The organism is Pseudomonas sp. BMS12, from assembly GCF_001592875.1.
Lineage (GTDB): Bacteria > Pseudomonadota > Gammaproteobacteria > Pseudomonadales > Pseudomonadaceae > Aquipseudomonas.
The window spans coordinates 244,327-264,521 of record NZ_LSOF01000018.1 but is presented as its reverse complement, the minus strand read 5'-3'; the positions used below and the strand labels follow the sequence as shown (position 1 = coordinate 264,521).

At 63.7% G+C, this 20,195-nt stretch carries 23 protein-coding genes; 21 read left to right on the top strand and 2 right to left on the bottom strand.

The window, feature by feature from the left end; genetic code table 11:
- The 13 genes from AYB31_RS17895 to hemN form a co-directional block, all read left to right on the top strand.
- On the top strand, positions 1-416 hold a 416-nt coding region (locus tag AYB31_RS17895; RefSeq protein ID WP_177332310.1), incomplete at its 5' end, for a cbb3-type cytochrome c oxidase subunit I.
- On the top strand, positions 416-1,030 hold the full coding sequence (gene ccoO / locus AYB31_RS17890) for a cytochrome-c oxidase, cbb3-type subunit II (RefSeq protein ID WP_068830194.1): 615 nt from the start codon (positions 416-418) through the stop codon (positions 1,028-1,030). The genes AYB31_RS17895 and ccoO (AYB31_RS17890), both read left to right, overlap by 1 nt.
- 6 nt (positions 1,031-1,036) lie before the next feature.
- Positions 1,037-1,978 (top strand): cytochrome-c oxidase, cbb3-type subunit III, encoded by a 942-nt coding sequence (ccoP, locus tag AYB31_RS17885; protein ID WP_068830192.1) that lies wholly within the window; start codon positions 1,037-1,039, stop codon positions 1,976-1,978.
- Positions 1,979-2,331: 353 nt separating this feature from the next.
- Positions 2,332-3,774: a cytochrome-c oxidase, cbb3-type subunit I gene (gene ccoN / locus AYB31_RS17880; RefSeq protein ID WP_068830191.1), complete on the top strand. Its 1,443-nt coding sequence runs from the start codon at positions 2,332-2,334 to the stop codon at positions 3,772-3,774.
- The gene (gene ccoO / locus AYB31_RS17875) at positions 3,774-4,391 is read left to right on the top strand and encodes a cytochrome-c oxidase, cbb3-type subunit II (protein ID WP_068830189.1); all 618 of its coding nucleotides are present in this window, start codon (positions 3,774-3,776) and stop codon (positions 4,389-4,391) included. Before ccoN ends, ccoO (AYB31_RS17875) begins: the two co-directional genes overlap by 1 nt.
- A 6-nt stretch (positions 4,392-4,397) precedes the next feature.
- Entirely contained in the window at positions 4,398-4,583 is a 186-nt protein-coding gene (locus tag AYB31_RS17870; RefSeq protein ID WP_068830187.1) for a CcoQ/FixQ family Cbb3-type cytochrome c oxidase assembly chaperone, read from the top strand.
- Entirely contained in the window at positions 4,580-5,557 is a 978-nt protein-coding gene (ccoP, locus tag AYB31_RS17865; protein ID WP_068830185.1) for a cytochrome-c oxidase, cbb3-type subunit III, read from the top strand. Before AYB31_RS17870 ends, ccoP (AYB31_RS17865) begins: the two co-directional genes overlap by 4 nt.
- 134 nt (positions 5,558-5,691) lie before the next feature.
- On the top strand, positions 5,692-7,107 hold the full coding sequence (gene ccoG / locus AYB31_RS17860; RefSeq protein ID WP_068830183.1) for a cytochrome c oxidase accessory protein CcoG: 1,416 nt from the start codon (positions 5,692-5,694) through the stop codon (positions 7,105-7,107).
- A 14-nt stretch (positions 7,108-7,121) separates the two neighbouring features.
- The gene (locus tag AYB31_RS17855; protein ID WP_068830181.1) at positions 7,122-7,625 is read left to right on the top strand and encodes a FixH family protein; all 504 of its coding nucleotides are present in this window, start codon (positions 7,122-7,124) and stop codon (positions 7,623-7,625) included.
- Positions 7,626-7,637: 12 nt separating this feature from the next.
- Positions 7,638-10,043 (top strand): heavy metal translocating P-type ATPase, encoded by a 2,406-nt coding sequence (locus AYB31_RS17850; RefSeq protein ID WP_068830179.1) that lies wholly within the window; start codon positions 7,638-7,640, stop codon positions 10,041-10,043.
- A 150-nt stretch (positions 10,044-10,193) separates the two neighbouring features.
- Entirely contained in the window at positions 10,194-10,400 is a 207-nt protein-coding gene (gene ccoS, locus AYB31_RS17845) for a cbb3-type cytochrome oxidase assembly protein CcoS (RefSeq protein WP_068830177.1), read from the top strand.
- Positions 10,393-11,076, top strand: coding sequence for a sulfite exporter TauE/SafE family protein (locus tag AYB31_RS17840; protein WP_068830175.1), 684 nt, complete (start codon positions 10,393-10,395; stop codon positions 11,074-11,076). The genes ccoS and AYB31_RS17840 overlap by 8 nt, the downstream gene beginning before the upstream one ends.
- 141 nt (positions 11,077-11,217) lie before the next feature.
- Positions 11,218-12,600 carry an oxygen-independent coproporphyrinogen III oxidase gene (gene hemN, locus AYB31_RS17835; protein WP_068830173.1) on the top strand — a complete coding sequence of 461 codons (1,383 nt, stop codon included), beginning with the start codon at positions 11,218-11,220 and terminating at the stop codon, positions 12,598-12,600.
- A 21-nt stretch (positions 12,601-12,621) separates the two neighbouring features.
- On the opposite strand, the gene AYB31_RS17830 is transcribed toward hemN, so the two are convergent.
- On the bottom strand, positions 12,622-13,071 hold the full coding sequence (locus tag AYB31_RS17830) for a hypothetical protein (protein ID WP_236715578.1): 450 nt from the start codon (positions 13,069-13,071) through the stop codon (positions 12,622-12,624).
- Positions 13,072-13,228: 157 nt separating this feature from the next.
- Here AYB31_RS17830 and fnr point away from each other — a divergent pair, with 157 nt between their 5' ends.
- The 8 genes from fnr (at position 13,229) to AYB31_RS17790 (ending at position 18,917) form a co-directional block, all read left to right on the top strand.
- Positions 13,229-13,963, top strand: a complete 735-nt coding sequence (gene fnr / locus AYB31_RS17825; RefSeq protein WP_068830171.1) for a fumarate/nitrate reduction transcriptional regulator Fnr — start codon at positions 13,229-13,231, stop codon at positions 13,961-13,963.
- 40 nt (positions 13,964-14,003) lie between these two features.
- Complete coding sequence (locus AYB31_RS17820) at positions 14,004-14,552, top strand: adenine phosphoribosyltransferase (RefSeq protein WP_068830170.1); 549 nt, start codon at positions 14,004-14,006, stop codon at positions 14,550-14,552.
- Between the two features lie 144 nt (positions 14,553-14,696).
- On the top strand, positions 14,697-14,855 hold the full coding sequence (gene cydP / locus AYB31_RS17815) for a cytochrome oxidase putative small subunit CydP (RefSeq protein ID WP_236715577.1): 159 nt from the start codon (positions 14,697-14,699) through the stop codon (positions 14,853-14,855).
- Complete coding sequence (locus tag AYB31_RS17810; RefSeq protein ID WP_068830167.1) at positions 14,852-16,417, top strand: cytochrome ubiquinol oxidase subunit I; 1,566 nt, start codon at positions 14,852-14,854, stop codon at positions 16,415-16,417. The genes cydP and AYB31_RS17810 overlap by 4 nt, the downstream gene beginning before the upstream one ends.
- Before the next feature lie 10 nt (positions 16,418-16,427).
- Positions 16,428-17,570 carry a cytochrome d ubiquinol oxidase subunit II gene (gene cydB / locus AYB31_RS17805; protein ID WP_068830165.1) on the top strand — a complete coding sequence of 381 codons (1,143 nt, stop codon included), beginning with the start codon at positions 16,428-16,430 and terminating at the stop codon, positions 17,568-17,570.
- A 12-nt stretch (positions 17,571-17,582) separates the two neighbouring features.
- Positions 17,583-17,699, top strand: a complete 117-nt coding sequence (gene cydX / locus AYB31_RS17800) for a cytochrome bd-I oxidase subunit CydX (RefSeq protein ID WP_049269383.1) — start codon at positions 17,583-17,585, stop codon at positions 17,697-17,699.
- Entirely contained in the window at positions 17,689-17,988 is a 300-nt protein-coding gene (locus tag AYB31_RS17795; RefSeq protein ID WP_068830164.1) for a cyd operon YbgE family protein, read from the top strand. The genes cydX and AYB31_RS17795 overlap by 11 nt, the downstream gene beginning before the upstream one ends.
- A gap of 80 nt (positions 17,989-18,068) precedes the next feature.
- Complete coding sequence (locus tag AYB31_RS17790; RefSeq protein ID WP_442961828.1) at positions 18,069-18,917, top strand: substrate-binding periplasmic protein; 849 nt, start codon at positions 18,069-18,071, stop codon at positions 18,915-18,917.
- On the opposite strand, the gene AYB31_RS17785 is transcribed toward AYB31_RS17790, so the two are convergent.
- Positions 18,914-20,122, bottom strand: a complete 1,209-nt coding sequence (locus AYB31_RS17785) for a PilT/PilU family type 4a pilus ATPase (protein ID WP_177332309.1) — start codon at positions 20,120-20,122, stop codon at positions 18,914-18,916. The genes AYB31_RS17790 and AYB31_RS17785 overlap by 4 nt on opposite strands.
- Positions 20,123-20,195 lie beyond the last annotated feature (73 nt).

Here is a 20,195-nt window from a genome sequence, read left to right as displayed (position 1 = left end):
GGACCATCGGCCACGTACACGCCGGCGCCCTCGGCTGGGTAGCGATGATCTCCATCGGCTCGCTGTACCACCTGATCCCGAAAGTCTTCGGTCGCGAGCAGATGCACAGCATCGGCCTGATCAACGCGCACTTCTGGCTGGCCACCATCGGCACCGTGCTGTACATCGCCTCGATGTGGGTCAACGGCATCACTCAGGGCCTGATGTGGCGTGCGGTGAATGACGACGGCACCCTCACCTACTCCTTCGTCGAAGCGCTGGAAGCCAGCCACGCCGGCTTCGTGGTCCGCGTCCTGGGTGGCGCCATCTTCTTCACGGGCATGCTGCTGATGGCCTGGAATACCTGGCTCACCGTACGCGCGGCCAAGCCGGCCGAGTACGACAGCGCCGCCCTGATCGCCGAAGGAGCCCACTGATGAGCAGCAAGCACGAAATACTCGAGAAGAACGTCGGCCTGCTGGCGTTGCTCATGGTCTTCGCCGTGAGCATTGGCGGCCTGACGCAGATCGTTCCGCTGTTCTTTCAGGACGTGGTCAACGAGCCGGTAACCGGCATGAAGCCCTATACCGCGCTGCAGCTGGAAGGTCGCGACATCTACATCCGCGAAGGTTGCGTCGGCTGCCACTCGCAGATGATCCGCCCGTTCCGCGCCGAGACCGAGCGCTACGGCCACTACTCCGTCGCCGGTGAAAGCGTCTGGGACCACCCCTTCCTGTGGGGTTCCAAGCGCACCGGCCCGGACCTGGCCCGTGTCGGCGGCCGCTACTCGGACGACTGGCACCGCGCGCACCTGTACAACCCGCGCAACGTCGTACCGGAGTCGAAGATGCCGGCCTACCCCTGGCTGGTCGAAAGCAAGCTCGATGGCAAGGACAGCGCCGCCAAAATGGGCGCCCTGCGCACCCTCGGCGTGCCCTACAGCGATGCGGACATCAGCGGCGCCCAGGCTGCCGTGCAGGGCAAGAGCGAGATGGAAGCCCTGGTCGCCTACCTGCAGGTGCTCGGCACCAGCCTGAAGAACAAGAGGTAATCGGACATGACCACGTTCTGGAGTTGGTACATCACCCTGCTCACCCTCGGCAGCCTGCTCGCCCTGCTGTGGCTATTGTTCGCCACCCGCAAGGGCCAGCAATCCGGCCCTACCGAGCAGACCCTGGGGCACAGCTTCGATGGCATCGAGGAATACGACAACCCGCTACCCCGGTGGTGGTTCATGCTGTTCCTCGGCACCCTGATCTTCGCCGCAGGCTATCTGCTGCTCTACCCGGGCCTGGGCAATTACGCCGGCAAGCTGCCGGGCTACGAAGGCGGCTGGACCCAGGTCAAACAATGGCAACGGGAAGTCGACAAGGCCAACCGCGAGTACGCACCGATCTATGCTGGCTACGCCAAATTGCCGGTCGAACAGGTCGCTCAGGATGAACGCGCCTTGAAGATGGGCGGTCGCCTGTTTGCCTCCAACTGCTCGGTCTGCCATGGTTCCGATGCCAAGGGCGCCTACGGTTTCCCCAATCTGACCGACAAGGAGTGGCGCTGGGGCGGCTCACCGGAAACCATCAAGCAGACCATCATCGGTGGCCGCAGCGGCATGATGCCGGCCCAGGCCCAGATGATTGGCGAAGAAGGCGTACACAATGTCGCCGCCTACGTGCTGACCGAACTGGCCGGGCGCAAGCTGCCGGCAGGTGAGACCGCCGATATCAGCGCCGGCCAGAAGATCTTCGCCAGCACCTGCTTCGCCTGCCACGGCGCCGACGGCAAGGGCACCCCGAGCATGGGCGCCCCCAACCTGACCAACCCCAGCGCCTTCATCTACGGCAGCAGTTTTGCCCAGCTGCAGCAGACCATCCGTTACGGCCGCACCGGCCACATGCCAGCACAACTGCCGTACGTGGGTAGCGAGGACAAGGTGCACCTGCTGACCGCCTATGTGTACAGCCTGTCCCAACAGCAGGAGCAAGCGGTAGCCCAGGACTAAAAACTGCCCATCCCCTCCCGGGCGCCAATCGGCGCCCGTTCCCGCCCCACCACTCGTGCGACCCGATGTCGCACCCCGCAGAACGATTGCAGGCCGCATCAGTTGACATGGTCTAAGCTGCCCAACAGTCGCACCTGGTAACAACTCCAAGGCGATTCCTTTCGTTGCGCAGTGCCATCCAAGTCATCGAAATCCGAAAATTCGCCCCTGAAAGCGAACTCTCGGAAGGGGTAAAAGCCCGCTAAAACCTTGATCACACTGGCATCCGGCGTTGCAATGGGTACCTCATTTATCCATACTTGCCGCCGATTTTTTACCCCTAAGAAAACTCCATTAACCGTGGAACCCCTAGCATGAGCACAGCAATCAGTCAGACTGCTTATAACTACAAGGTGGTCCGCCAGTTCGCCGTTATGACGGTAATCTGGGGGGTCATCGGGATGGGTCTCGGTGTGTTCATCGCCGCACAACTCGTGTGGCCAGAACTCAACCTGAACCTGCCGTGGACCAGCTTCGGCCGTCTGCGTCCCCTGCACACCAACGCGGTGATCTTCGCCTTCGGCGGTTGCGCCCTGTTCGCCACTTCTTATTACGTGGTTCAGCGCACCTGTCAGGCTCGCCTGATCTCCGACAGTCTGGCCGCCTTCACCTTCTGGGGTTGGCAAGCCGTGATCGTGCTGGCCGTCATCACCCTGCCACTGGGCTACACCTCCTCCAAGGAGTACGCCGAGCTGGAGTGGCCGATCGACATCCTTCTGGGCGTGGTCTGGATCACCTACTGTGCGGTGTTCTTCGGCACCATCATCAAGCGCAAGACCAAGCACATCTATGTGGGCAACTGGTTCTTCGGTGCCTTCATCCTGGTCACCGCCATGCTGCACATCGTCAACAGCATGGAAATGCCGGTCACCCTGTTCAAGTCCTACTCGGTCTACGCCGGTGCTACCGACGCCATGGTGCAATGGTGGTACGGCCACAACGCCGTGGGCTTCTTCCTGACCACCGGTTTCCTGGGGATGATGTACTACTTCGTACCCAAGCAGGCCGAGCGTCCTATCTACTCGTACCGCCTGTCGATCGTGCACTTCTGGGCACTGATCACCCTGTACATCTGGGCAGGCCCGCACCACCTGCATTACACCGCACTGCCGGACTGGGCCCAGTCCCTCGGCATGGCCATGTCGGTCATTCTGCTGGCTCCGAGCTGGGGCGGCATGATCAACGGCATGATGAGCCTGTCGGGCGCCTGGCATAAGCTGCGCAACGACCCGATCCTGCGCTTCCTGGTGGTATCGCTGGCCTTCTACGGCATGTCGACCTTCGAAGGTCCAATGATGGCCATCAAGACCGTCAACGCGCTGTCCCACTACACCGACTGGACCATCGGCCACGTACACGCCGGCGCCCTCGGCTGGGTAGCGATGATCTCCATCGGCTCGCTGTACCACCTGATTCCGAAGGTCTTCGGTCGTGAGCAGATGCACAGCGTCGGTCTGATCAACGCACACTTCTGGCTGGCCACCATCGGCACCGTGCTGTACATCGCCTCGATGTGGGTCAACGGCATCACCCAGGGTCTGATGTGGCGCGCAGTCAACGAAGACGGCACCCTCACCTACTCCTTCGTCGAAGCGCTGGAAGCCAGCCACCTCGGTTACATGGTTCGCGCCCTTGGCGGTGCCTTCTTCGTGACCGGCATGCTGCTGATGGCCTACAACACCTGGCGTACCGTGCGTGCCGCGAACAAGGCCGAATACGACGCCGCTGCCCTGATTCCTGCTGAGGTGGCTCACTGATGGCCGGTAGCAAACACGAAATCTTCGAAAAGAACATCGGCCTGCTGGCCCTGTTCATGGTGATCGCCGTGAGCATCGGCGGTCTGACCCAGATCGTCCCGCTGTTCTTCCAGGACGTCACCAACACCCCGGTGGAAGGCATGAAGCCGCGCACCGCGCTGGAGCTGGAAGGTCGCGATATCTACATCCGTGAAGGCTGCGTCGGCTGCCACTCGCAGATGATCCGTCCGTTCCGTGCCGAGACCGAGCGCTACGGCCACTACTCCGTCGCCGGTGAAAGCGTCTGGGACCACCCCTTCCTGTGGGGCTCCAAGCGTACCGGCCCGGACCTGGCTCGTGTCGGCGGCCGCTACTCGGACGACTGGCACCGCGCCCACCTGTACAACCCGCGAAACGTTGTGCCGGAGTCGAAGATGCCGGCCTACCCCTGGCTGGTAGAGAACAAGCTCGACGGCAAGTACACCGCTGCCAAGATGGAAGCTCAACGCACCCTCGGCGTGCCTTACACCGACGAAGACATCGCCGGTGCTCGTGAAGCCGTCAAGGGCAAGACCGAGATGGACGCTCTGGTGGCCTTCCTGCAAGGCCTGGGCACTTCTATCAAGAACAAACGGTAACGCACGATGGATATCGGGATGATTCGTGGCATAGGCACCGCAGTAGTCTTCATCGCCTTCATCGGCGTGGTGCTCTGGGCCTACAGCAACAAGCGCAAGTCGAACTTCGACGAGGCGGCCAACCTGCCCTTCGCCGACGACATCCCGGCCAATAAGCGTGACGAGCAAGCTTCTGGGAGCAATAAAGAATGACTACCTTCTGGAGTCTGTACATCACCGTCCTGAGCCTGGGCACCATTGCCGCTCTGACGGCGCTGATCTTCGGCGTGCGCAAGGGGCAGCGCGACGAAAGCACTGAGGAAACCGTCGGCCACGCCTTCGACGGTATCGAAGAGTTCGACAACCCCCTGCCGAAATGGTGGTTCATGCTGTTCATCGGCACCATCATCTTCGCCCTCGGCTACCTGGTCCTGTACCCGGGTCTGGGTACCTGGAAAGGTCTGCTGCCGGGCTATAACGAAGCCGGCGACGGCAAGCCCTTCGCCAATGGCCAGGCCGGCTGGACCGGCGTGCACCAGTGGGAAAAGGAAATGGTCCGCGCCGACAAGGAATATGCGCCGATCTATGCCAAGTACGCCAAGCTGCCGATCGAGGAAGTGGCCAAGGACGAGCAGGCCCTGAAAATGGGTGCTCGCCTGTTCGCCTCCAACTGCTCCGTCTGCCACGGCTCCGACGCCAAGGGTAACTACGGCTTCCCCAACCTGACCGATAACGAATGGCGCTGGGGCGGCGAACCGGCCACCATCAAGCAGACCATCATCGGCGGCCGTCACGGCATGATGCCGGCCCAGGGTCCGACCATTGGCGAAGACGGTGTACGCAACGTCGCTGCCTATGTCCTCACCGAGCTGGGCGGCCGCAAGCTGCCGGAAGGCGTCGAGGCCGACGTGGCCGCCGGCAAGCAAGTGTTCGAAAGCGTCTGCTTCGCCTGCCACACCAAGGCCGGCACCGGCACCCCGAGCATGGGTGCGCCGAACCTGACCAACCCGAGCGCCTTCATCTACGGCAGCAGCTATGCCCAGCTGCAGCAGACCATCCGTTACGGCCGCAGCGGCAACATGCCGGCACAGCTGCCGTACGTGGGTAGCGAAGACAAGGTGCACCTGCTGGCCGCCTACGTGTACAGCCTGTCCCACGGCAACGCCGAAGCAGCTGTCGAGAAGTAAGGCTGCACCCGCCCGGACGCGACCGCTGGTCGCATCCGGGCAACGCTCGATCAGGCGTACCATAGTGAATGTGAAATTCTGACTGCGCCGGCAAGTATCGACGCAGCACTCACCCAAGCCGTGGTATACCCCTGATGAGCGAACAGATTCCCGTCCGAAACATCACCCCTCCCCCGGCCAAAGGCGGCGAAAGCACCGACCTCTACGCCAGCCGCGAAAAGATCTACACCCGCGCCTTCACCGGCCTGTTCCGCAATCTTCGCCTCAGCGGCGGAGCCTTCCTCTTCCTGGTCTACTTCGGCACCGTCTGGCTCAGCTGGAATGATCGCCAAGCCGTCTGGTGGAACCTGCCGGAACGCAAATTCTTCATCTTCGGCGCCACTTTCTGGCCGCAGGACTTCATCCTGCTCTCGGCGCTGCTGATCATCTGCGCCTTCGGCCTGTTCTTCATCACCGTGTTCGCCGGCCGGGTCTGGTGCGGCTACACCTGCCCGCAGAGCGTATGGACCTGGATATTCATGTGGTGCGAGAAGGTCACCGAAGGCGACCGCAATCAGCGCATGAAACTGGACAAGGCGCCGATGAGCGCCAACAAGTTCCTGCGCAAGGCGGCCAAGCACAGCCTGTGGATTCTGATCGGCCTGGTCACCGGCCTGACCTTCGTCGGCTATTTCTCGCCGATCCGCGAACTGATCCCGAACCTGCTCACTGGCGAGGCCGATGGCTGGGCCTATTTCTGGGTCGGTTTCTTCACCCTGGCCACCTACGGCAATGCCGGCTGGCTGCGCGAACAGGTGTGCATCTACATGTGCCCTTACGCACGCTTCCAGAGCGTGATGTTCGACAAGGACACCCTGATCGTCTCCTACGACCCACGCCGTGGCGAGCACCGCGGGCCGCGCAAGAAGACCGCCGACTACAAGGCCGAAGGCCTGGGCGACTGCATCGACTGCACCATGTGCGTACAGGTCTGCCCCACCGGCATCGACATCCGTGACGGCCTGCAGATCGAGTGCATCGGCTGCGCCGCCTGTATTGATGCCTGCGACAGCATCATGGACAAGATGGGCTACCCCAAGGGCCTGATCAGCTACACAACCGAACACAATCTGTCTGGCCAGAAGACTCACCTGGTGCGCCCGCGCCTGATAGGCTACGCCGTCGCACTGGTGGTCATGATGGGCCTGTTCGCCTGGGCCATCTTCAGCCGTTCGCTGGTGGAGATCGACGTGCTCAAGGATCGGGTACTGTTCCGCGAGAACGAGATAGGCCACGTCGAGAACGTCTACACCGTGAAGCTGATGAACAAGGCCCAGCGCGACCTGACCTATCTGATCTCCGTCGAAGGCATCGACGGCCTCGAGTTCGAGGGCAAGAGCGAGGTCAAGGCAATCGCCGGCGAAGTGCTGTCGATCCCGGTGGAGCTGTCCATCGCGCCGGAAAAACTGCCCTCCAGTGCCAATAAAATTCTGTTCAAGGTCCAGGCCTTGGAAGACCCGTCCATAGCAAGCGACGCCGACAGCCGATTCATCGGCCCTAGCGTGCGCTGAACACAGGTTCCTACATGTCGTCGCAACAAGCTCCGCTCAACCCCTGGTACAAGGAAGTCTGGGTCTGGTTCATCCTCGGTATCCTCGGCATGTCCGTGATACTGGGCACCAGCATGCTGGTGATCGCCACCCGCAACCCGCCAGGGCTGCTGTCGGACAACTATTACGACGTCGGCAAGGGCATCAATACTTCGCTGGAGCGCGAAGAGTTGGCCAAGCGCCTGGCGCTGATCGCCGATTTCACCCTGGACAACCAGAAAGGCACCGTCGCCTTGCAGCTGCAAGGCAACAGCAACCCGCCGCAACTGGTGCTCAACCTGCTCTCGCCCACCCAGCCGGAGCGTGATCGCCGGGTGATCCTGCAGCAGCAGGCTGACGGCAGCTACACCGGCAACCTGCTGGATGCCATCGAAGGCCGCCGCTTTGTCGAGTTGATCGGCCAGGAAGGTGGTAAAGACTGGCGCCTGTTCGAGGAGAAGCAGCTCGCCGACGGCCAGCGCTTCCGGCTCGACGAGTAATCGCGCCGCGTCATGAGCAGCCCCCTTCCCTGCTACCACTGCGGGTTGCCGGTACCGTCCGGCGCGCGCTTCGAGGCCTACGTGCTGGAACAGACGCGGGTTTTCTGCTGCCCGGGCTGCCAGGCCGTGGCCGAGGCGATTGTCGCCGGCGGCCTGGACAGCTACTACCGACACCGCAGCGACAACGCGGTCAATCCGCAGACCCTGCCCAAGGCATTGCCGGACGAGCTGGCGCTGTATGACCGCGACGAAGTGCAGCGGGATTTCGTCCAGCATGAAGGCGACCTCAGCGAAACCAACCTGCTGATCGAAGGCATCAGCTGCGCGGCCTGCGGCTGGCTGATCGAGAAGCACCTGCGCACCCTGCACGGCGTAGCCGAAGCCAGCCTCAACCTGTCCAACCAGCGCCTGCAGGTACGCTGGAGCGATAGCCAGATCAGTCTCAGCCAGTTGCTCGCCGAGCTGCGCCGAATCGGCTACGCCGGCCACCCCTGGCAGGCCGACCAGGCCAGCGAGCGCCTGGCCGAGGAGAACCGCAAGTCGCTACGGCAAATCGGCGTGGCCGGCCTGCTGTGGATGCAGGTGATGATGGCGGCCATGGCGACCTGGCCCGAGTTCAACATCGACCTGTCGCCAGAGCTGGACAAGATCCTGCGCTGGACCAGCCTGTTCCTCACCACGCCCATCGTCTTCTACTGCTGCGGCCAGTTCTTCCGTGGCGCCCTGCGCGACCTGCGTACCCGCCACCTGACCATGGATGTGTCCGTTTCACTGGCCATCGGCGGTGCCTATATCGCCGGCATCTGGTCCACGCTCACCGGCGTCGGCGAGCTGTATTTCGATGCGGTCGGCATGTTCGCCCTGTTCCTCCTTGCCGGCCGCTATCTGGAGCGCCGCGCCCGCGAGCGCACGGCGGCAGCCACCGCTCAGCTGGTCAGCCTGCTGCCGCCTTCCTGTCTGCGCCTGGACGCACAGGGCAACAGCCAACGTGTGTTGCTGCGCGAACTGGCCATCGGCGACCGCGTGCTGGTGCCGCCGGGCTCGCAGCTGCCGGCGGACGGGCGCATCGTCGCTGGCCAGTCCAGTGTCGATGAGTCGCTGCTCACGGGCGAATACCTGCCGCTGCCGCGCGGCGAAGGCGATACGGTCACCGCCGGCACCCTCAACGTCGAAGGCCCGCTGACGGTCCAGGTCGAAGCCCTCGGCGGCGACACCCGCCTGTCCGCCATCGTCCGCCTGCTGGAGCGCGCCCAGGCCGACAAGCCGCGCCTGGCCGAGATGGCCGATCGGGTGGCGCAGTGGTTCCTGCTGATCGTGCTGGGCCTGGCCGCCGTGGTCGGCCTGGTCTGGTGGCAGCTCGACAGCGAGCGGGCATTCTGGATCGTGCTGGCGCTGCTGGTCGCCACTTGCCCCTGTGCCCTGTCGCTGGCCACACCCACCGCCCTGACCACCGCCACCGGCAGCCTGCACAAGCTGGGTCTGCTGCTGACCCGCAGCCACGTGCTGGAAGGCCTCAAGCACATCGATACGGTGATCTTCGACAAGACCGGCACCCTCAGCGAGGGGCGCCTGACCCTGGAGCGCATCGTCACCCTGCGCGAATTGGACGCTGATGCCTGCCTGGCCCTGGCCGCCGCCCTCGAGCACGGCTCGGAACACCCCATCGCCCGGGCCTTCGGCTACAGCAACCGGGGCGCCGAACAGCTCAGCAGCCATCCCGGCCTGGGCCTGCAGGGCGAGGTCGACGGGCGCCTGCTGCGCATTGGCCAACCGGGTTACGTGGCCGAACTGACCGGTCGCGAGGCGCCATCGATTCCTGGTGATCAAGGGCAGTGGCTGCTGCTGGGCGACGCGCGCGGGCCACTGGCCTGGTTCGTACTGAGCGACCGCCTGCGCGAAGACGCCCCCGAGCTGATCGCCGCCTGCCGAGCACAGGGCTGGGAGATCATCCTGCTCTCCGGCGACAGCTCGCCCATGGTCGGCGAAGTCGCCCGCAAGCTGGAGATTGCCGACGCCCGCGGCGGACTCACCCCCGACGCCAAGCTGGCCGTGCTGCAGCAATTGCATGGCGCCGGCCGCCGCGTGCTGATGCTCGGTGATGGCGTCAACGACGTGCCGGTACTGGCTGGCGCCGACATCAGCGTGGCCATGGGCAGCGCCACCGACCTGGCCAAGACCAGCGCCGACGCCGTCCTCCTGTCCAACCGCCTGAGCAGCCTGGTCCAGGGCTTCGCCCTGGCGCGTCGGACACGGCACATCATCGTCGAGAACCTGGCCTGGGCGACTCTGTACAATGGCCTGGTGCTGCCCTTCGCCGCCCTGGGCATGGTCACTCCGCTATGGGCTGCGCTCGGCATGTCGGCCAGCTCGCTGCTGGTCGTACTCAACGCCCTGCGTCTGGCCCGAGTAAAACCGTGACCCACTGCGCGTCGGCCAGCGCAGTATCAACCACAGGCGGGCCGCGCAGTCGGCAATGACTGTTAGCCCACCGTACTGGATCAGGCGTCATCGGTCCGCCATAACGCAGCAACGATGGATGACAACATCCACCCTACGTCTGGAGAGTTCATGTCCGCCATCTACATCCTGATTCCGATTGCCGTGGCGCTGGTCGGCTTCGCCATCTGGCTGTTCGTCTGGGCGGTCGATAACGGTCAGTACGACGATCTGGACAGCCCCGCCCACAGCATTCTGTTCGACGACGAAGACCCCCAGCACAAGGCCGGGATCGCAGAAGCCGACCAGAGCACCGACAAGGATGAGCCGCGTGGCTGACCTGCTGCCGTTGCTGCTTTCCGCAGTGGTGCTCGGCCTGCTCGGCGGCGGCCACTGCCTGGGCATGTGCGGTGGCCTGATGGGTGCGCTTACGCTGGCCATCCCGCCTGAACAGCGCGCTCGTCGCCTGCGCCTGCTGCTGGCCTACAACCTCGGTCGTGTTCTCAGCTACAGCGCCGCCGGTCTGCTGATCGGCCTGGCCGGCTGGGCAGTCGCCAGCAGCCCGGCGGCCATGTTGCTGCGGGTGATTGCCGCACTGCTGCTGATTGCCATGGGCCTGTACCTGGCCGGCTGGTGGAGCGGCCTGACCCGTATCGAGGGCTTGGGCCGACATCTCTGGCGCCATCTGCAACCCATCGCCAGCCGGCTGATCCCGGTCAGCAGCCTGCCACGCGCTCTGCTGCTGGGGGCCATCTGGGGCTGGCTGCCGTGCGGCCTGGTCTACAGCACCCTGCTATGGGCCTCGAGCCAAGGCTCGCCGATCGATAGTGCGCTGCTGATGCTGGCCTTCGGCCTGGGTACCTGGCCGGTACTGCTGGCCACCGGCCTGGCCGCGGAGCGCCTCACCGCCCTGCTACGCCGACGCGGCGTGCGTATCGCCGGCGGCCTGCTGGTGATCCTGTTCGGCCTATGGACCCTGCCCGGCCCTCACCAGCACTGGCTGATGGGTCACTGAAGCAGCAGCGCGCGCTATTGGTGAACCCGACAGTGTGCGAGCAGGACTCGCGTCTACGAGCACGGGGCACTTGATACAGATCAACGGGCAACCAGCGGCGACTCCCTAGACTGGCACCACCGCCAATCCAGGGATATTTCCATGCTCGACGCCATCCGCTGGGACGCCGACCTGATTCGCCGCCACGACCGCGCAGGTCCGCGCTACACCTCCTACCCCACCGCCGTTCAGTTTCACGATCAGGTAGGCTCCTTCGACCTGCTGCACGCGCTGCGCGACAGCCGCAAGGCGCAACGGCCACTGTCGCTGTATGTACACGTGCCGTTCTGCGCCAACATCTGCTACTACTGCGCCTGCAACAAGGTGATCACCAAGGATCGCGGCCGCGCGCAGCCCTATCTGGAGCAGCTGATGCAGGAGATCACGCTGATCTCCCGGCATCTGGATCGGCGCCAGGTGGTCGAGCAGCTGCACTTCGGTGGTGGCACCCCGACCTTCCTCAGTCACGATGAGCTGCGCCGATTGATGGAGCATCTGCGCCAGAGCTTCAATCTGCTGGACGACGACAGTGGCGACTACGGCATCGAGATCGATCCGCGCGAAGCCGACTGGTCGACCATGGGCCTGCTGCGTGAACTGGGCTTCAATCGTGTCAGCCTGGGCGTGCAGGATCTCGACCCGGACGTGCAACGCGCCATCAACCGCCTGCAGTCGCTGGAGCAGACCCGCGCCATCGTCGAGGCGGCCCATACCCTGCAGTTCCGCTCGGTCAACATCGACCTGATCTACGGCCTGCCGCAACAGACGCCGGAGCGCTTCGCCCGCACCGTGGACGAAGTGATCGCCCTGCAACCCGACCGCCTCTCGGTGTTCAACTATGCCCACCTGCCGGAACGCTTCCTGCCGCAGCGCCGCATCAATGCCGAGGAGCTGCCCAACCCGGCGCAGAAACTGGAGATGTTGCAACGCAGTATCGAACAGTTGACCGCCGCCGGTTACCGCTACATCGGCATGGACCACTTCGCCCTGCCCGACGACGAGCTGGCCATGGCCCAGGAAGATGGCACCCTGCAACGCAACTTCCAGGGCTACACCACCCACGGACACTGCGACCTGATCGGCCTGGGCGTTTCCGCCATCAGCCAGGTAGGTGATCTGTACTGCCAGAACATCAGCGACCTGAACGACTACCAGCAGAGCCTGGCCAACGGCCAGCTGGCCACCCGCCGCGGCCTGCACTGCAACAGCGACGACCGCATCCGTCGCGCCGTGATCCAGGCGCTGATCTGCGAATTCCAACTAGACATCGCCGCTATCGAGCAGCGCTTCGCCATCGACTTCCGCAGCTACTTCTCCGCCATCTGGCCTCAACTGCAGGAAATGGCACGCGACGGCCTGATCGAGCTCAACGGACAAGGCATCAATGTGCGCCCGGCTGGTCGCCTGCTGGTGCGTTCGCTGTGCATGCTGTTCGACCACTACCTGGAGCAGCAGAACCAGCAGCGCTTCTCGCGGGTGATCTGAAATCGAACGGCGGGAGCCGGCTCAAGCCATCGCCAGACTAGCCGCCTGCATGCGTTGACCATTGCTCAAGCGCTTGTCCTGCAGGGCTTGCGCCAGGCTGGCTTGAGCCGTGCTCAATGCCCCTTGCAAGGAAGCCAGCTCACTGCGTAGTGCCTCGGCGCGCATCTGTCGCATTTCCGGGCCCAGCCCTTGTTCCGCCATCAGTGCTTGCAGTTCTGCCTGCTTGGCGGCGATCTGCTGGCGTAAGGCACGGATCAGCTTGAGAATTTCCTTGATGTTGTCCGGCAGGTCGCTTTCATCGATATCGTCGTTCTTGGCACTGGAGCGTACGCGCCCCAGCTCAGACAGGCTGACGCGCAAGCCCTCGCGCACTTTCTGCTCGTCAGCCACTTCGCCCTCGGCACGCCTGGCCTGGCGCTCTACACCCAGGGCCAAGCGCTCGCTCAAGCCGTTTGTGTCTATCCTCAGCATGGAATTTCCCTCGGCGCGGTCTCGCTCTGGGTATCGGTAGACGATGAAATTACTTGAGTGATCGGTCAGCCCTGTACCACCATCGTCGCGCTGGCCTGAGCACCGGGCCATGGGTTAACCTTTCGCTTTGTGTGTGATTGTCAATCAGGGATCTCCGATGTCAGAAATCATCAAGATGCACAGCCCTCATCAGGCCCATTGCAAAGACTGCAGCCTGGCCGCGCTGTGCCTGCCGCTATCCCTGAACCTGGAGGACATGGACGCCCTCGACCGCATCGTCAAACGTGGCCGGCCGCTGAAGAAAGGCGAGTTCCTGTTCCGCCAGGGCGATGCCTTCGACTCGGTGTTCGCCGTGCGGGCCGGCGCCCTGAAGACCTTTACCCTGAGCGACGGCGGTGAAGAGCAGATCACCGGCTTCCACCTGCCCAGCGAGCTGGTCGGCCTGTCCGGGGTGGACACCGCCATCTACCCGGTATCCGCGCAGGCGCTGGAAACCACCTCGGTGTGCGAAATCCCCTTCGAGCGCCTCGACGAACTCTCCGTGCAACTGCCGCAACTGCGCCGCCAGCTGATGCGGGTGATGAGCCGGGAAATCCGCGACGACCAGCAGATGATGCTGCTGCTGTCCAAGAAAACCGCCGACGAACGCATCGCCACCTTCCTGGTCAACCTCTCTGCGCGCTTCCGCGCCCGTGGCTTCTCGGCCAACCAGTTTCGCCTGGCCATGTCGCGCAACGAGCTGGGCAACTACCTGGGCCTGGCTGTGGAAACCGTGTCACGGGTATTCACCCGCTTCCAGCAGAGCGGCCTGATCGAGGCCGAAGGCAAGGAGGTACACATCCTCGACCCCATCGAGCTGTGCGCCCTGGCCGGCGGCAGCATACCCGACTAGCCTCCAGGTATAACCAGCCGTAGAGCCCAAGGAGCCGCAGATGATCTTCGATGAGTTCGCCATCAAATCGTTGATCCGCCCGGTACCGGACTTCCCCAAACCCGGCGTGGTGTTCCGCGACATCACCCCGCTGTTCCAGTCGCCACGCGCCCAGCGCATGGTCGCCGACAGCTTCATCCAGCGTTATGTGGAAAGCGACTTCAGCCATATCGCCGCGATGGATGCGCGCGGTTTCCTGATCGGCTCGGTAATCGCCTACGAGCTGAACAAGCCGCTGATCCTGTTCCGCAAACAGGGCAAGCTGCCGGCCGAAGTGCTCGCCGAGAGTTACCAGACCGAATACGGCGAAGCGCTGCTGGAAGTGCACGCCGACAGCCTGTGCGAAGGCGACCGCGTACTGATTTTCGATGACCTGATCGCCACCGGCGGTACCCTGCTGGCCGCCGCACGCCTGGTGCGCCGCCTCGGCGCCCAGGTCTACGAGGCCGCGGCAATCATCGACCTGCCCGAACTGGGTGGCTCGCAGAAGCTGCAGGACATGGGCATCCCCACCTTCAGCCTGACCGCCTTCGCCCTCGACGAGCGCTGAACTGCGACAACGCACCACGCCTGAGCCAACGACCCGACTGATCCAGGTCAAAAGATCCCCAGCGTAGCCGTCTATCCTGCCCGACATACTCCTGAGGGTATCTGGATGGCAACTCGCCCACCGTCTCCATGGCGCCTCCCGCTGGTGCGGGAAATCACCGCCATATTGCTGATCAAGCTGGCCCTACTGCTTGCCATCAAGGCTATCTGGTTCGACGCGCCGACCATTCCCGAGAATGGCGCAGCCCGTGTCGATGCCCATCTGTTCAACGAATCGCCACGTACCGAGGAGAAACCGAGATGATCTCGGAAACCGTCGTCGACCTGTCGCGTCTGCAATTTGCCATGACCGCGATGTATCACTTCCTGTTCGTGCCCCTGACGCTCGGCCTGGCCTTTCTGCTGGCGATCATGGAGTCGGTCTACGTGATGACCGGCAAGCAGGTCTACAAGGACATGGTGAAGTTCTGGGGCAAGCTGTTCGGCATCAACTTCGCCCTCGGAGTCACCACCGGACTGACCATGGAGTTCCAGTTCGGTACCAACTGGGCCTACTACAGCCACTACGTCGGTGACATCTTCGGCGCGCCGCTGGCCATCGAGGGGTTGATGGCGTTCTTCCTCGAATCGACCTTCATCGGTCTGTTCTTCTTCGGCTGGGATCGGCTGTCCAAGGTCCAACACCTGGCGGTGACCTGGCTGGTGGCTATCGGCTCGAACCTCTCGGCGCTGTGGATCCTGATCGCCAACGGCTGGATGCAGAACCCGGTCGGCGCCGAGTTCAACTATGAAACCATGCGCATGGAGCTGACCGACTTCGGCGCCCTGCTGTTCAACCCGGTGGCGCAGGTGAAGTTCGTGCACACCGTGGCCGCCGGCTACGTCACCGGAGCCATCTTCGTCCTGGCGATTTCCAGCTACTACCTGCTGAAGAAGCGCGACCAGGGCTTCGCCCGCCGCTCCTTCGCCATCGCCTCGGCCTTCGGCCTGGCCTCGATCCTCTCGGTCATCGTGCTGGGCGACGAGTCCGGCTACGAAATCGGCGACGTGCAGAAGACCAAGCTGGCTGCCATCGAGGCCGAGTGGGAAACCCACCCCGCGCCGGCCGGTTTCACCCTGTTCGGCCTGCCCAACCAGGAGGAGCAGCGCACCGACTACGCGGTGAAGATTCCCTACGCGCTGGGCCTGATCGCCACCCGCTCGCTGGATACCGAGGTCAAGGGCATCAAGCAGCTGGTGGCCGAGCATGAGCTGCGCATCCGCAACGGCATGCAGGCCTACGCGCTGCTGGAGCAGCTGCGCGGCGGTGACAAGAGCGCAGCGACCATTGCCGCGTTCGAGGCAGTCAAGCAGGATCTGGGCTATGGCCTGCTGCTGAAGAAGTACACCGCCAAGGTGGTGGACGCCAGCGAGACGCAGATCAAGCAAGCCGCGTTGGACACCATCCCCAACGTGTTCAGCCTGTTCTGGACCTTCCGCATCATGGTTGCCAGCGGCTTCCTCATGCTGGCGCTGTTCGCCTGCGCCTTCTGGGCCTCGGCGCGCAAGAACGAGGAGCGCAAGCCCTGGCTGCTGAAGTGGGCGCTGCTCAGCCTGCCGCTGCCGTGGATCGCCGCGCAGACCGGCTGGTTCGTGGCCGAGCATGGCCGCCAGCCCTGGTCCATCGGTGAGGTACTGCCCACCCACCTATCCGCCTCCAGCCTGTCGGCAGGCGATGTGTGGGGTTCGCTGACCGCGCTGATCGCCTTCTACAGCCTGCTGCTGGTGGTGGAGATGTACCTGATGATCAAGTTCGCCCGCCTCGGCCCGTCCAGCCTGCACACCGGGCGTTACCACTTCGAACAACAGCAGCCGGCCGCCGCCTGAGGAGACAACCATGTTCGACTACGAAAGCCTCAAGCTGATCTGGTGGGTGCTGGTCGGCGTGCTGCTGATCGGCTTCGCCCTGACTGACGGTTTCGACCTCGGCGCCGCCGCGCTGATGCCCTTCGTCGGCCGTACCGACAACGAGCGGCGCGTGGTGATCAACACCATCGCCCCGCACTGGGACGGCAACCAGGTATGGCTGATCACCGCCGGTGGCGCGCTGTTCGCCGCCTGGCCGCTGGTCTACGCCGCGTCTTTCTCCGGTTTCTACTGGGCCATGCTGCTGGTGCTGTTCGCCCTGTTCGTGCGCCCGGTGGGCTTCGACTACCGCAGCAAGCTGGAGAACACCCGCTGGCGGCAGACCTGGGACTGGGGCCTGTTCGTCGGCGGCCTGGTGCCCTCACTGGTGTTCGGCGTGGCCTTCGGCAACCTGCTGCTGGGCGTGCCCTTCCAGTTCGACGCCGACCTGCGCGTGACCTACTACGGCAGCTTCTGGCAGCTGCTCAACCCCTTCGGCCTGCTGGCCGGGGTGGTCAGCCTGTCGATGCTGCTGCTGCACGGTGCCACCTGGCTGATGATGCGCACCGAGGCCGATGTCGCCCGCCGCAGCCGGCGTGCCGCGCAACTGACCGCGCTGGTGTACCTGGTCGCCTTCATCGGCGCCGGTGCCTGGCTGTGGCTGGGCAATATCCAGGGCCAGGTGATTCAGGGTGCATTGGACACTGGAGCCGCGCTCAACCCGCTGGGCAAGCAGGTGGCCGCCGGCAACGCCGGCTGGATGGCCAACTACGCGCAGTATCCGCTGACCAAGCTGGCGCCGCTGATGGGCATCCTCGGCGCGGTACTGGCACTGGCCGCGGCAAGCGGGCGCAAGGGCGGCTTCGCCTTCCTCGGCTCCAGCCTGGCCATCGTCGGCACGCTGTGCACCGCCGGCTTCGCCCTGTTCCCCTTCATCATGCCGTCCTCGCTCGACCCGGCCTCCAGCCTGACCGTGTGGGACGCCGTGTCCAGCCGCATGACTCTGGGCATCATGTTCGTAGTGGCCTGCATCTTCGTGCCGATCATCCTCGCCTACACCCTGTGGGGCTACGCGAAGATGTGGGGCACGGTGACCACCGCGCAGATCGACAGCAACCGCCACGGCCTGTACTGAGGAGAACGCATCATGTGGTATTTCACCTGGATTCTCGGTGTGCTGCTGGCCTGCAGCTTCGGCATCATCAATGCCCTGTGGCTTGAGACCACGCAGAACCTCGACGAGGAACCGGTCGGTGACGACTGAGGCCCGCCCCCTGCTGCAGCGCCCGTGGAGCCGGGTGCTGTCGCTGCTGTTAGCCAGCCCGCTGGCCTTGCTGCTGCTGATCCACCCCGCCGCCTATCTGGACGATCAGGGCCGCTACAGCCACAGCCTGCTGATGCTGGTGATGCTCGGCATCAGCGGCGGCTTCGTCCACGGCGTCGGCTTCGACCCGATCAACCGGCTGTGGCGCCTTCTGTTCGGCCCAGCCTGCGCCTGGCCGCTGCTGGTGCTGGGCTATCTCCTGCTGCTGACTACCGTTCAGGCGCTGTAAACGGCTCATAGCCATGCACCGACGAGCACACCTGGGGACGCGCGTCTGGAGCATCAGGTCGCCACTCCGCACGGAAAGCCTTGTCATCACAGCACAGCGATCGCGAGCCTTTCCTGCATGTGCTCGGGAACGTCATGGCGATGACGGCTCCCCTATACTCCTTGCAACTCAACCGCCGGATGCCCGCAGTGCCTATCCTTCTATTTCTGCTGGCTATGCTTGCATTCGCGAGCCCTGGGTCGGCCAACGAGCCGGTCAAGTTGTACATGCCGGATGCGCCCCCTCTGACCCTGCAAAACTACACAGGTGGCCATGGCATGGTCGGTGACGTGACCCTGGCAGCCCTCGCTCGCAGCGGTCACCCGGTGCAAATCGTTACCGAGCCGTGGGCCAGGGCACAAATGACCGTCGCCAGTGGGCACAACCTGCTGATCATCCCGCTATCACGCACACCCGACCGGGAAGACAACTACACATGGATCAGCCCGATCATGCCTCTTGAGCGGGCGTTCTTCAGCATGGACGAACCCGTAAGCAGTTTCGACGAAGCACGCCAGCACTACAGTCGCATTGGTGTCGGCCTGGGTACAGCACAGCTGGAGATACTGCGCCGCGAAGGCTTCAGGGAGAATCAGATCACTCAGCTCAAGCTCGGCGAAAATCCTGCTCATCTGCTGGCATTGGGCCGTATTGATGCCTGGTTTACCGGTATCCCGGAAGCAATATACATCTGGGGTAAATCTGTACACCGCGAGCAGAAGCTGCATAGGAGCCCGCCTCTGGCACGTACCGACCTCTACCTGGCCTGCTCGAAAGACTGCGATCCACAGTTGGTCGAAGAGCTGCGCAAGGCCGTCGAAACGCTGGACCAGGACGGTACTAGCCTGCGCCTGCAGCACACCTATATGCCACAGTCGCCTGCTCGCTAGATCCCCTGCCGCCCAGGATCTTCCGGAGGAGTCTCTTCCTCGATCTCTTCCAGCTTCAGCTCCATCGCCCAGTTGGCCGGTGCCGCGCTCGGCGAGGCCTCGGGAGCCGCGACTGGCGCCGCCACCGCTGGCTGACTGGCCGGGTTGTCCTTGTACAGTTTGAGCTTGAGGCGCACGTTGTTGGCCGAATCGGCGTTCTTCACCGCTTCGTCCTCGTCGATGGCCCCTTCGTGGACCAGGTCGATCAGCGCCATGTCGAAGGTCTGCATGCCGAGGTTTTTCGACTTCTCCATGATCTCCTTGATCTCGGAGAACTCGTTGCGCTTGATCAGGTCACGCACGGTCGGTGTGCCCAGCATCACCTCCACCGCCGCGCGGCGCTTGCCATCGAGGGTCTTGACCAGGCGCTGGGAGACGAACGCGCGCAGGTTGTTGCCCAGGTCATTGAGCAGTTGCGGGCGGCGTTCCTCGGGGAAGAAATTGATGATGCGGTCCAGCGCCTGATTGGCGTTGTTGGCGTGCAGAGTGGAGATGGCCAGGTGCCCGGTGTCGGCGAAGGCCAGGGCGTGCTCCATGGTCTCGCGGTCGCGGATCTCGCCGATCAGGATCACATCCGGCGCCTGGCGCAGGGTGTTCTTCAGCGCAGCATGGAAGCTGCGGGTATCCACGCCCACTTCGCGCTGGTTGATGATCGACTTCTTGTGCCGGTGCACGTATTCCACCGGATCCTCGATGGTGATGATATGGCCGCCGCTGTTGCGGTTGCGATAATCGATCAGCGCCGCCAGCGAGGTCGACTTGCCCGAGCCGGTACCGCCGACGAACAGCACCAGGCCGCGCTTCTCCATCACGGTCTTGAGCAGTACCTCGGGCAGCTTGAGGTCTTCGAACTTGGGAATTTCCATCTTGATGTTGCGCGCGACAATGGAAACCTCGTTACGCTGCTTGAAGATGTTGATGCGGAAGCGACCGACATTGGGAATCGAGATGGCCAGGTTCATTTCCAGCTCTTTCTCGAACTCGACGCGCTGCTCGGCGTCCATCACCCCGGCGGCGATGGCCGCCACATCACCCGGCTTGAGCGGCTCCTGGCTGAGCGGCTTGAGCACCCCGTTGAACTTGGCGCAGGGCGGAGCCCCGGTGGACAGGTAGAGGTCGGATCCGTCCTGGCTGGACAGGATTTTCAGCATCTGGGTGAGATCCATGGGGCGCGCTTCCATCTGTGTGGAGTAATCAAGTTAGGCCAAGTCGGCCCAGGTTTCCGGCCAACGACAGCCT